Genomic DNA, 13,028 nt, shown 5'->3' with positions numbered 1-13,028 from the left:
CTCCCTAAAATATGAATTTTTGACTATATCCTATCCAAGTGGAATTGAAGTAAACCCGGTTGTTCTAAGTATATCTCCTAAGGTAATCATTCGTGTATTTCCTTGACCATCATACGTCCATAATTCGTAATTAGTATCATCTAGAGCCTCAATCTCTTCATCATAATAAAAAATTATTTTGTTCTGATAACCAGGCCGAATAACTATTCTAATTTCTTTTCCATCTTTCTTTGCTCGAAAAACTGTTTTTGAGTACTTTTGTTCTATCCAATCTTCTAAAGATTCAGCAAGATGATATTTCTTTATATCATTATCATGTAAATAAATATACACATTTTTTATTGATTCTTCTAACATCAAATTAAACTTCTCACGAGCATAACTAGAATTTGATGAGATATGTACTAATTGAGACCTTATTTCTTCACCAGACATGCCACTCAAATTATCTATCAACTCAGCGATTCTATGATGGTTATTAATCATGTCGTCTAATTGCTCATACTCGATATTATTACTTTCTATTTTTTCAGCAATTTTAAATCTTCTTATATTTTCTTCTGGGGTAGAAAGAAGATTTCTCTTGTTATAAAGCTGATCAAATATATCTTCGCCCGGTTTAGGATTTTCAAGGAACCAATTTGTTAACCTATTAAAAATACCCTGATGTTCAATACTTCTTTGTTTATTGTTTAGTGTTTCATCTGAGAGAATTTGATTAATTTTATCCTGAATTCTCTTTGCTACAATTCTATTGTCTATTTTCTTTTTAATGATGTCCTCTGGAATATTTACCTCTCTAACCAGCAGACTTTCAATTAAATTGTCACCTAAATCACTTGCTATTTTTTTTAGAGCATTATCTATATTGTCATCGAGTGAAATCCTTGATGCTTCTATAAATTTATCATTTTGGCTTAGAACCCATGCATCTTGAATAAAATCTTCCTCACCTTTAATCTTAATCCACAAGGAGTAGTATTTATTCAACCATGTATGTAGAGAATCTATGTTCCCATTAAACTTCCCTTTAAACTCTTCTAAACTCTTACTTTTCATTTCTTTATTAATATAGGGTATATCAATTTTGACTTTACCAACTTTGTACCATTCTAAGTATGTATCTTTTGTAGGGATATAGAATTTTGCATATGAATTAACTAGTTCCCAGAATTCATTACTTACTTCTTCTGAATCATACCTATTCGGTATTCCAATTAAATCATGTGTGCTATTTTTCAATGCACCTCTACCGTTATAATTCCCATTTAAATTAACATCCACAATTGGTAACTGCTCATATATATTTACTATTTCAGTCCTAAAATGCTTTTGTACAGTGGAATCTTTTAATTTAGGTAGAAAGCATAAATTATACATGCTCTTCCACTTATTTTTACAGCCTAAATTTAAGAGCTCACCATATAGTTTTACAGCTCTTTCGAGATATTCTTTATTTTCTGGATTACCTTCAAGGATTCCATTTCTATCTCTCTCAACATCGAACTTTGAGCAGTTTATAATAACTGGGAAGCAGAATTCTTCCGTCCCCACTAGAGGGAAATTGCAAAATAATTTCGGTATTTTATCTGGAAAAGGTAATACCTCTGTGACTCTCCCATTTTGCTCCTGAACAAATACGAGTATTGATAACTCACCATCTGACTTAATCAATATATTAATTCGGTCTATTCTATCCTTGGAAGTTTTATTTATTCTAATTAACCAATCTTCGGTGACTTTTATTTCAGAATCCACTGTAAATTTAATTCCATTATACTCAATCGATGAGATTGAATTATTTATAGCTAATACAATGGGTGCCGACTTATTCAAATCTGTTAAACCTTCCGTAATAGCTTCACGTGCTTCGAGGGAGTTACTCGTGTCGTAATTAAAGCTAGTCTTCCATCTATCTTTCATCATTATATTATGTTCATCATTATTATTTTGTTTCATCTTCACAATTGTGCTCAGTGTATCCTTTATATTATCTCTTATTTCTGTGTATGAAGTTCCACTCCTATCGATTAATAAATTTAAATCCATGTACATGTCGAGGCTCTTTTTAAGTACACCACTTATCGTAACTTTTTCGGATAATAAATGCGTTGAAATAAAACCAGTTCCGAACTTCCCTGTTTTCTCCTCAACATCGCCTTCCTTTGAAGATATTTGTGTTATTAAATCAACTAGGTTTTCATAGGTAAATGGAACTCCATTGTGAGAAAACTCTAGATATCTTTCGTTAGTATTTGATATATTAATGTTTATCTTCTTGTCATTAGGCGTACAGTCAGAAGCATTCTGAATTAGTTCCCATACCCATCTCCTTCTCATTATTTCTTTCTGTTCTGAAGCCTGTCCTCTCAACTTTTTCATTTCAGCCCATATCGTATTTGCACCAGCATCATATACTTTCTCAAGTAAATTTTCGTCCATTTTTTTACCTCCACTTGGAAATAACCTTTAGTTATGTGACTTAGTATAATTTCAACATTGGACATCAATACCCTACTTCTACAATACCTGACCATTAAAATGCGGAAAACCCCACAAAGATTTAATGCCCACAATGAATTTTCGTTATACTGAAATATCCGGAAGCTTTGCTCTGACGCACATGTTGGTGTAGCCTCTTGAAGTCTCGTACGTTTTCGTTTCAACATGGGAAAATACAGCCCCTATAGAATCTCAATTTGCATCTAAACAAAGCTAAACAATCAGTCGCCGGTTAAAGCCCGACGACTGGCTGCTTACTGTTTGTTAATGCATAAAGACCAATTTTATTGATTTCATTGGGTTTGCCGCGGCACGTGATAAACAGAAAATATAAAAAGTCTGGAACCGCCACAAATTACCACGACAATAAAGATAAAAACCACAAGCAAGTTTTAAATCCCTATCGATTTCTAGCGTAGTTACATAGCAAATAATAGGGTATCAATTTATCTGTCATCAACTTCCTACTTCTAATGTAGAGATATAATTTATCCCCAGTGTAGCATTAAAAATATTCAACTTCGTAAAGAGTCCTTATAAGCCTTCTATAAGGAATCTTCATCGACATAATCTATTTTAAGGTCCACCACTTCATAATATCCGACTACCTTAGTACACTTTCTTTCTTAAATAGAGAACCGTCATCCTCCAAGCCGTAAGGAAAATGGCATTTGAAGTAGCCAACCTAGAGTAGGTTATTTTTTTCTATTTATTTTTCTAGACTGTCTTTGCTGCTTTATTTTATTTTTCCGATCTTTGTTTGCCCTTATTCTTACAGTATTCCCTTTAGAGGCTAGTTTTTGTTTCAGAGATTTAAACCGTTTATTCGTCAGATCTGTCGGGTTACTGGTGAGAGAAAAATCAAAAAAGCCAAGTGGTTGATTTGTACTATCAATTAACATTAATGATCTGGAAACTGGTTCTAGACTATCATATATATCCGCAATGGTATGAGGTTTCTGAAGGAATCCTTTGAATTCCAATGGAGTTGGGTATTCCTTTTCCCATAAGGAGTACTCACCTACTTTTTTTCTTGTTTTACTAATCTCATATTGTTTCACAAGAGGGTTTACAAAGTATTTAGTAATCGAGGAGGCATCTGTAATAATTACACCGTCCTTCTCTTTCGCCGTAAAATTAAATATATTCAAACAGACGACCTTAATAATCTTCGTTGGGTCAGGGGGATGAACTGGTAAATCGATCGTAGCAACTTCTCTAATTTTATTCCAATCCTTTTGTAAAACTAATGCTCGCCTATTTACCTGCTCAACTCCGTAATTAACTTCATGTTCTCTTTGAAAGATTTCTTTAGGTGAGTAAGGCCTGCGGAGACATTTCATCTCGATTAGTAGGATCTCGTCTCCAAAAGTCGCAATGAAATCAAATTCTGCCGATCTTCCATCGAAAGCATCATCTATTTTCAACCCACCAACATTTACGTTCAGACTCGAATTAGATGAAAGTGCCATATTAATATATCGTTCAAAAGTTTTTCCTTTATAGGCATCATCTATATTCCAAATACCGAATTGTTGTTCAATCATTCGAGGTAAGTTCAACTGTTTAATTAGAGCAGGAACAAAGATTATTTCTTTTTTCCCCATGTAAACTAATGGTTGCGAAAATAAATCTGAAAAATCAGCTTTATTTGCCCTAGGCTGAAAAGTCAGCATATTGAGTAATTCACCTGCGACTTCATGCTCTACACCAAATATCTCCCTAAAGTTCGAAACAATTATTTCTTTTTCTATTCTTGGGGCAAGATGTCTATAGCTCCCACGGTTATAATCGTCAAACTCCTCGTGAGTTTTTTCACTATATATAGATCCAAGCGCTTGAAGATAGGAAATAAATATAAAGTAAGTATTAAAACTTATATTCTTATTTATTCCCATAGTTTTTTGAGACCAAAAATCCCTATCAATAAACTCTAAAGATTTAACAGCGCCGTTGTTTATCTTCCGATAAAATTGAACCAATTGCATTAACTTTGAAGTTTCCAAACGAAACAAAGATTGGGGATCATCGAGATCGATGGATTGTGCAAGATCACTTTCCAAAGGAATTAAGTCATGTACCAGGCTATTATAGAGAGTTTCTTTTTTTACAAAATCCAGTTGGTCCTTATAGCTGTACCTGATCAATGCTGCTGCTTCAAGTTTTACATACTCTTCGTCCAGTGGCTCATAATACATATACTCTTCATCTTCCGTATTACGCTGCATGGAGTATTCCCATTCTCTATATTTCACCAACTCCCACAAGTGATTCAGCATTCCTCGATGTAGAGCAAGTAAGCTCATCTTTTCTATGTTTGGAATATCATATGGGGACACATCATTAGTGACTTCTAAATCTTTGTCTAGAACTTTTTTTCCTTTATAAAATAAATAGGAACAAAGAGTATTAAACATTTCGATGCCTGCTTCAAGATTAGATTCTATTGATATTTTTCCATTAGTGCTAGCAATGTCAGCGACATTTTGTGAAAAAAGATCAATATGCTTAGAGCCTTTTATACTCGCTTCATGCTCAATCGCTGAAAGTCTTTGCTGATTTTCCAAAAAAACACAAAACATGTGAATAATTTTTGGAATAGGAATTTGGAATAACTCCGTATCCTCAAGTTCTGTTGTGTTACTCTTATTGTGTTTATAAATTTCAATAATGGTTTTTATAGTACTCATATACTGAATAGAGAATTCTATGTTATCTCTACTGTTTTCATCTAGCTTTTGTCGCACATATCCACATGCTGAAATAAATGTCTCAAGCATTTTATTTTTTTTATCAAAGTCTCTTTGAAGTGGCTCAGGTAGACAGTCACTTAAAAGTATCGGCTTCATCACGTTATGACTATGTTGAAGATATACCTCATAAATTATATCTGCTGCCGTCGTAGCATCCCCATCAGCTAATGACTTTTTTAGGATATCGTAGTCTATATTCATCAGTTACCCCCATTAAAGAACCTAGAATAGTTCTGGTAATACTATATTTTGAACTTTAAAACTTTAACTGAATTACCCAATAAATTGATGCTTTCTTCAAAAAAATACGCATTCGGTTTTAACTCTTCAACCACGAATGCCAAGCTATACTTGGCTCGAGTGACACCAACAAAATATTTGTCCGGAGCCTTCAGTCGACTTATAGGATCTAGCAAGAATGAATAAAGTGGCTTATTAGGGAAAATTAAAACACGATCCAACGTCATCCCTTTACTGACCCCAAAGTTTAATGAAGGATACCCCAAGGTCGGCGTCTTGACATCGTATTTTAAAATAGATGGTTTTAAGTGTTCAATATAAGCATGTACATCAGCTTGAAGAATCTGAAAAACCCCGATAGCCGGTTTTTCTGCTTCTAGCACTCCAACAATCGGGTCCTCTGGGTATACTAAGTTCGCAAAATTTGCTATATCAGCAACAAATCGTTTGGAAGTGTTATTTTTAATAATGTTTATTTGATGTGTATCTTTGCAAGTCTCAAGGTAACTAAAAACATGCATGCCACCCTTTTTTCTATCCGATTTCGGATTGTGAGTCTTAAGAGTTGCTTGTTTGTAGTCACCAACACAATGGATTTTGATGGATGATAGGAATAAAGCTTCGAGGAGTTCTATATCTTTTCCTACCAAATCCTGAAGCTCGTCAATATAAATGCAAGTATAAGTTTCCTCAAGCCTTTTCAAGACAGCGCCCTTTGATAATTGATTTAAGAAAAGTGCAAACTCGGTAGCGTTGTTAGCCTTCACATCTTTGTTCTTATTCAAAAAATAAGACACGGTATTTTTTCTTGCATAATCAACACCATATGTTCTAGAAAAATCATAAGACTTTATTTGACTGATCTCACCTAGAAAGCTTCTCTGATATGGCCTTATTAATTCTTTTAATATGAATTGAAACCATGTACATATAACAACATTTTTATCGAGCACACCGTTATTTTGCTTTGTATACTCTTTCTTTATTGAGTAAACACCCTTATTTGTGTAAGAAAGCATCAATATTTTCTTATTAGATTTCTCAGTTATAGATTTCGCATCACTACACATACCGTATGTTTTGCCTGAGCCAGCACAAGCAAGAACCATTGTATTATCGTATCGCATCTTTAATATACGCAGGATATTCAATACATTCCTCTGAATCAAACACCCTCATTCCCCATTCAGCTTTATTGTTAATCATAAAAGATTCTATTTCTGCCCCATTTTTTTTAACCATTGAATTTCCTTTAGAAATAACCCGTTTAAACTTGTTAAATACTTCCTCTTCAACTGAATTAACAGCTAGTACACTTGGTTCAAGTGTATGAAGTGTTTCATTAGTTTCATAATATATTTTTATCAAATCACCATTTGCATTTAGATAGCCCTTGTATTTATCTTTGATATTCCGTTGAATATCCCCATCATTATCCGTGATAATTCGTAATGGTTTTCGTACTAAAACGGCTAAATCACAGTACCTTTTAAAAGCCAGTGAATCAACCGTAATGACATCCATCCCATTTTCAATTGGTACCTTTCCGTGAACATCTTTGTAAGCACGTTGAATAATTAATTCATCAGTCGGCCCTTCAACCAATATCACTTTCTCTGCCAATAGAAAACGAACTGTCCCATAACCGGGCAGTTTTTTAAAGAAATCCATTGTATCAGGATTTTCAGCATCCAGTTGATTTGTGTGTCCCTTATACAAGAGAATTATATTTTTAAGACCTAATTTGTTTGCTACAAAACTACTGTGCGTTGAAATAAAAACCTGTTTATTCTCATCTTGATTTATTTTTGAAATAAGACGTGACATATTCCCAAATGCTAAATTATTTTCAGGCTCCTCAAACAATACTACATTAGATTTCTCGGTATTTTGTTTAAATACCAGTTCCATTTTAATTAGATTCTGAGTACCAAACCCCATATCTTCAAAAGGAATGTTCTCGACTTCGATTGAAACCTCGTTCATCCAAGATTCGAGCAAATCTTCCTGCATACCAAACTTAATGGCTTTATCGTCAAGTTTTTCTTCTACTGCCAACCTTTCATTAAGGGCTAAAACGTTCGGATTGTTATTAAATTCGTGTTTCATTTTTCTATATGCTCTAGTTAGATGTACTTTTTCATTATCAGACAAATTGTTAGTAATTCTTGAATTAATAAATTTATTTACTGCTGAATCATAATCTTTATGCGTAGTATCTATCAGTGATACCTTTACCGGAAAAGTCCTAAATATAATTGGATTGTCACCAAAATCTCTCCAGCTTACTTTATAAAACTCAACTGGTATATCATAAATCTCTCCATCTTGTAACATTTTTTGAAATGCCGGTGAATAATCGGGATTAAACTCAACACTCATACGAATGCCTGGACAGTCTTCACCAAGCTCATTATTTGTTCCTTTATAACTTGTGTTATTGACATCATTATCGAAATAAGCTTCAACAATTATAGAAGGTACTTCTTCAATTTTCAGAGAAGGATCTGCAATAATTCCTTTGAAAAAAGAACGAGATTCATAGTTAAAAAAAGATGCCTTTAATTGACGCTCAAAGGACGAATTATTTATTTTTCCACTCAGAAGAACTTGAATTATTTCAAGCAATGTACTTTTGCCTGAATTATTATCGCCAACAAAAATATTGCAGCCGCTATTCACTTTTATCAGCTCATCTTTAAACATTCGATAATTTTTGATATAGAGTTTGTTCATCTTCATAGTGAGTTCTCCCCAACTTCCATATAGAATACCTGTCAACCAACCTCTTTTAAACAGAATACTAGATCGATAGTTTTAATACTCACATGCTATTAAATCATCTATGCGTCCGAAACTTATGTGGAATTCCCTTCTGTTCTTTCACCTTCCAAAGAAAATCACCGTCTACAAAAACACTTGCTTTATTCATTGTTGCAGAATATTGTTTCTTTCTTGCATCCACTAACAAAAGCTCAAAATAAAACTGCTCAGCACTTATTCCGAATTCATCAATATTTAATCTAAAAGGATCTGATGATTGAAAACCAACCATTAACTGTCCAACCACTTCTGATTTTGGTGGTAACGCTAATTTGAAATCTGCACCTATAAATTCATCTAGTCCATACACACGATGCCTTGACAATTCTTTTCTTAGACCATCGCAGACATACAAGGTGCCAGCAACTATCGTAATAGGCAATTCTGTTGTATTTGCTAGTACAACTTCTATTGAAGCATAACCTTCTTTAACGTGTACGGCGTGTAGTGACTGTTCTAGGAATCTTATCTCGAACTGTCCTTTGTTTAAGTACATATAGTCAAAGTCGCTGCGTTTAGCTACTGTATTCGTACTTCCTTTACGGATTAAGCAATGTCCCTCTTTCAGTCCACCAAACTGCTTCCTCATCATATATGGCTTATTGTCTGTTTTATAAATTCTAAAAACGCCTAACATTAGACCTTTATATTCGTATTTGAAATAATCAAACTCTATTTCCGGTTCGATATTGTTCAGAACCAACTGCACATAATTAGATGAGTCTACAAATTCTTTCGGATCTATTCCCTTTAACTCCTTACCTTCTGGTCGATCCTTGACTCCAATAATAATGAATTTGTCTCCATTATGCCGTGAATTGGCCATCGCCATTATATCCATTAGAAAATCCATACTCTTGTCTTTATGATATTGCCTCTCTTTGAAGTCCAGATATTCGCACTCATAGCCAAATTCGATTAATTCAACAACCTTATCCATAGACACCTCGCTATAACCTTATGTACAACGAACTATATGTTCACTGTAAAAATTCGACATCCAACAAGAAAATCCTGCTTTTTTCACAAGAATTCCCCAAAAAGTGGACCACAGTAACATAATAAAAAGGATCAGTAGCGATCGTGTTAACACACACGTGCTACTCATCCTTTCTTTAAATAAGTAAATCATTTAACTGTATTGTTAGTCTCTCATCTAACTCTGTTGAACTTTTCCTGTACATTGGACTAAACATTTTTATCTTTTCCAATGACGATATTTTTTTATTGTATTTCTTCATTTGACTAATGATTACAGGAAGATGCCGGAGCAAGTAATGTTCGTCTGATTCAACTCTGCTTTTTAAAAGTTCAATAGCCTTTGGAAATTTTTCTGGCGCATATTCTAAATGCTCTGTAACATTCTTAGAAGCATAACCTAATATCGTATACCTTCTAATCTGCTCAGCGGGGTCTCGTCTGTATACTTCATCTGCCGCCACAGCAGATAGTTCAATTCCTTGCTGTATAGACTTAGATGCCGAAGTGAACAATCAGTTGATTATTATCTGAAGCTTTAACAGCTAAGTTAATTAATGCTTCTAATTCACTCTGCATTGTTTCTCGTTTCAACCAATTTCTAGTCTGTGCCCAGTAGCCATCCTCATTCTTTTCTTCTTTCCAAACGTTTTCTCCTCTTATACTAAATGTGTCAGGTGCTTCTTCGATTAGTTTAAGCCATTTAACTAATATCCTTATTAGCTTCTCTGCTCCCGGTTTGTTAATAACGGTTACCCCATAGTAGTTTAACCCTTTGTGGCTTTCTTTTGTTTCGGGATTATATGAAGGCAACCAGTTCAAAAAGTCCATTATGTATTGAATAATTTCATCTGATACTACAGACTTCTCAATCCAAGTATAACGATTAGCTCGGTACCATTCATATCTGTCATTCAAGTCAAAATTGCCGCTAAGTAGAAAAAATTCGTGGGTTAAGCTCATGGAATCACCTGGGTTTGCCCGTGTAAAATTATTGGTCTTGCAAAACTATATTACCACACATTGGAACTGCCCATTAGCTTAATGAGGCCGAGGTAATGTATCACTTTACTTTCTCAGTCTGATACTTTATTGGACGCTATATTGTCAAGAAATAAACTTTAATGCCACTGAACACAAACTCACTCGAGATTTAAATAAATCTTAAAAACAAAAAAAAGGGTAGCTCGAAAAAATTCAGGCCACCCTTTAGATCTATTAATTAAATTTATTCATTTGTGGTTCCAAATATTATTTACTGGTTCCATAGTTTCTTTAATGGTTCCAGACTTTTTTTACTGGTTCCACACTTTTTTATCATCAGACACAACTCTGTTCCCTATCAACCCACCTACTCCACCGTCACGCTCTTCGCTAGGTTGCGTGGTTTGTCAATGTCGTGCCCAAGCGTGAGGGCAGTGTAATAGGCAAGTAGCTGTAATGGAATGACGGATAGTGCTGGCGAAAGTATCGCTTCCGTCATCGGGATAGTGAATACTTCATCCGCTGTTTTGGCTAATTCTTCTGCCATGTTGTCATAAGCAATGACCAGTACGTGTGCGCCTCGCGCCTTTACTTCTTTAATATTGCTCATTGTTTTATCGAACAAAGCTGGTTGGGTCATCAATGCAATAACTGGTGTGCCTTGCTCGATGAGAGCTAGCGTACCGTGTTTGAGTTCGCCAGCAGCATATGCTTCCGAGTGGATATACGATATTTCTTTTAGTTTGAGCGATCCTTCTTGCGCTACTGCGTAGTCTACTCCTCGTCCAATAAAAAACAGGTCATGGTGTAGAGCGATGCGTCGAGCGATTTCAGCTAGTTGTTCCGTTTTTTCTGTTGTTAGCAATTGTTCAGCTAGAGCTGGTAATTGTTCGACAGCCATAACTAGATTGGTGATCTTATCTTGTGGTAGCGTTTGGCGCAACTGAGCAAAGTATATACCGAGCAAAAAGAAGGCAATGAGCTGCGTAGTATAAGCTTTCGTCGAAGCAACTGCAATTTCTGGTCCCGCTCCTGTCACCACTATATCATCCGCTTCTCTCGCTATGGAACTCCCAACTACATTGGTTATTGCCAGCACATGAGCTCCTTGTTGCTTCGCTTCTCGTAATGCTGCCAACGTGTCCGCTGTTTCTCCCGATTGACTGACGACAATAACTAATGTGCGAGGGGTAATCATCGGTGATCGATAGCGATACTCCGAAGCGACATCAACTTCCGTAGCAATTCGAGCACATGATTCTATGACAGACTTTCCGATTAGACCCGCATGATAAGCAGTTCCACAAGCAACGATGTGTACTTTTTCGATTTGTTGTATTTTTTCAACCGAAAGCTTGCACTCTTCAATTTGCACTTGCAATATAGCAGGCAATCCATAATTCACATCTGCTTGCTTGGCTATTCTTTCTGCTACTTCTTCATCTATTTTTTCTCTTATTTCTACTCCGCTCTGCTGGCTTACTCCACTATCTTTCGCATCACCAATTACTTTTACTTTGCCTCGCATCGTATCACGATAAGCTCTTGGTTGTTCGAAAATTTCTTTCAACATAAAATAATCGTAGCCTGCTTTTTCGGCAGTTGTTATATCCCATTCCATCCGTTCTATTTCCTTGGAAATAACTTCGCCAGCAAATGACATGATTTGCACTGCATCTACTGTTAATATTGCCATTTCTCCATCTTCCAAAATATAGATATCACGAGTATGTTCCAATATTGCTGGAATGTCTGAACCGATATATTGCGCTTTACTTCCTACTCCAACAATGAGCGGGCTCGCTTGCCGAACGGCTATTAGTTTATCTGGTTCATAACTACTTAATACTCCAAGCGCAAAGGCACCTTGCAGTTGTTTGATCGTTTGCTGGACAGCTTGCACTAAGTCTCCATTATAATGTTCAGCAATAAGATGAACGATTACTTCGGTGTCCGTTTCCGAATTAAACTGATGACCTTTACTTATTAATTGTTCTTTAAGCTGCATGTAATTTTCGATGATACCGTTATGCACCACTGCAAAGTTCTCGCTATTATCCACATGTGGATGCGAATTAATGTAAGATGGCTTACCGTGTGTCGCCCAGCGAGTGTGACCAATGCCAACTGTTCCGACTAGCGGATGTTCGTTACCTGCCGCTTCTAATCTTTCCAGTCTGCCCTCTGCTTTGGTAACTTCTAAACCTTGCTCTGTAATAATCGCGATGCCCGCTGAATCATAGCCACGATACTCTAATTTTTGCAATCCATTTATTAAAATCTGTTGTGTTTCGTTCTGTCCTATATAGCCTACAATTCCGCACATAATGTAATCAGCCTCCGTGATGGTCATTTTCTCCATCCTCAGAAGATGCGTTCCTAGTCATCACAAATAAAAGTAACCATTGTCCATTTATCCATGTCTGCACTATAGAAGACACTTCGGACGACTGGAAGAAATGTTATGCAGCTTGTCATACGTTTGTCCGACCGGTCGCCCGATCGTTTTGTGTATGAACTTACGGTCAGCTGCTCCATACCGGAGGGTCCCCGCCGAATCATTCGAACACCCCCACCTCGTCAGCTTGCTTCTAGCTTAAAGTTACGTTTCACTTTAATGCTACTTCCTACTTCCCTATCCAGCAAGCTCTGGCGCTTTTATTACGGTCTAACCTCTCCGCTCCCTTTTCTGTTGAAATTACATTTTCTATCATATTTATTTATCGCTCATTTTGCAACTATTTTTTT

8 protein-coding genes are annotated in these 13,028 nt (G+C 35.7%); all 8 read right to left on the bottom strand.

The genetic code is table 11. The annotated features are described in order from the left end of the window. Positions 1 to 30 precede the first annotated feature (30 nt). Positions 31 to 2,442: a sacsin N-terminal ATP-binding-like domain-containing protein gene (locus ACFSTH_RS11205; RefSeq protein ID WP_377771301.1), complete on the bottom strand. Its 2,412-nt coding sequence runs from the start codon at positions 2,440 to 2,442 to the stop codon at positions 31 to 33. A 755-nt stretch (positions 2,443 to 3,197) separates the two neighbouring features. Continuing rightward, on the bottom strand, positions 3,198 to 5,456 hold the full coding sequence (locus ACFSTH_RS11200; protein ID WP_377771299.1) for a hypothetical protein: 2,259 nt from the start codon (positions 5,454 to 5,456) through the stop codon (positions 3,198 to 3,200). A 41-nt stretch (positions 5,457 to 5,497) separates the two neighbouring features. Then, positions 5,498 to 6,646 carry a UvrD-helicase domain-containing protein gene (locus ACFSTH_RS11195; protein WP_377771297.1) on the bottom strand — a complete coding sequence of 383 codons (1,149 nt, stop codon included), beginning with the start codon at positions 6,644 to 6,646 and terminating at the stop codon, positions 5,498 to 5,500. Continuing rightward, positions 6,609 to 8,237 carry an ATP-dependent nuclease gene (locus ACFSTH_RS11190; RefSeq protein WP_377771295.1) on the bottom strand — a complete coding sequence of 543 codons (1,629 nt, stop codon included), beginning with the start codon at positions 8,235 to 8,237 and terminating at the stop codon, positions 6,609 to 6,611. Before ACFSTH_RS11190 ends, ACFSTH_RS11195 begins: the two co-directional genes overlap by 38 nt. 97 nt (positions 8,238 to 8,334) lie before the next feature. Continuing rightward, on the bottom strand, positions 8,335 to 9,258 hold the full coding sequence (locus tag ACFSTH_RS11185; RefSeq protein ID WP_377771293.1) for an AlbA family DNA-binding domain-containing protein: 924 nt from the start codon (positions 9,256 to 9,258) through the stop codon (positions 8,335 to 8,337). Positions 9,259 to 9,433: 175 nt separating this feature from the next. Beyond that, entirely contained in the window at positions 9,434 to 9,760 is a 327-nt protein-coding gene (locus ACFSTH_RS11180) for a hypothetical protein (RefSeq protein ID WP_377771291.1), read from the bottom strand. Between the two features lie 31 nt (positions 9,761 to 9,791). Then, the gene (locus ACFSTH_RS11175) at positions 9,792 to 10,259 is read right to left on the bottom strand and encodes a coagulation factor 5/8 type-like protein (RefSeq protein WP_377771289.1); all 468 of its coding nucleotides are present in this window, start codon (positions 10,257 to 10,259) and stop codon (positions 9,792 to 9,794) included. Positions 10,260 to 10,647: 388 nt separating this feature from the next. Continuing rightward, positions 10,648 to 12,606 carry a glutamine--fructose-6-phosphate transaminase (isomerizing) gene (gene glmS, locus ACFSTH_RS11170; protein WP_377771378.1) on the bottom strand — a complete coding sequence of 653 codons (1,959 nt, stop codon included), beginning with the start codon at positions 12,604 to 12,606 and terminating at the stop codon, positions 10,648 to 10,650. Positions 12,607 to 13,028: the final 422 nt, after the last annotated feature.

The sequence above is a fragment of the Paenibacillus yanchengensis genome (assembly GCF_042684845.1).
GTDB classification, from domain to species: Bacteria; Bacillota; Bacilli; order Paenibacillales; family Paenibacillaceae; genus Pristimantibacillus; species Pristimantibacillus yanchengensis.
Note: the sequence above shows the minus strand (reverse complement) of the source record. Positions and strands in the feature narration are given on the sequence as shown.

Bases quoted from the DNA above. Each gene is read 5' to 3' on its own strand.
- ACFSTH_RS11175 (WP_377771289.1), bottom strand. From the start codon at position 10,259: ATGAGCTTAACCCACGAATTTTTTCTACTTAGCGGCAATTTTGACTTG.
- ACFSTH_RS11190 (WP_377771295.1), bottom strand. From the start codon at position 8,237: ATGAAGATGAACAAACTCTATATCAAAAATTATCGAATGTTTAAAGAT.
- glmS (WP_377771378.1), bottom strand. From the start codon at position 12,606: ATGTGCGGAATTGTAGGCTATATAGGACAGAACGAAACACAACAGATT.
- ACFSTH_RS11200 (WP_377771299.1), bottom strand. From the start codon at position 5,456: ATGAATATAGACTACGATATCCTAAAAAAGTCATTAGCTGATGGGGAT.
- ACFSTH_RS11205 (WP_377771301.1), bottom strand. From the start codon at position 2,442: ATGGACGAAAATTTACTTGAGAAAGTATATGATGCTGGTGCAAATACG.
- ACFSTH_RS11185 (WP_377771293.1), bottom strand. From the start codon at position 9,258: ATGGATAAGGTTGTTGAATTAATCGAATTTGGCTATGAGTGCGAATAT.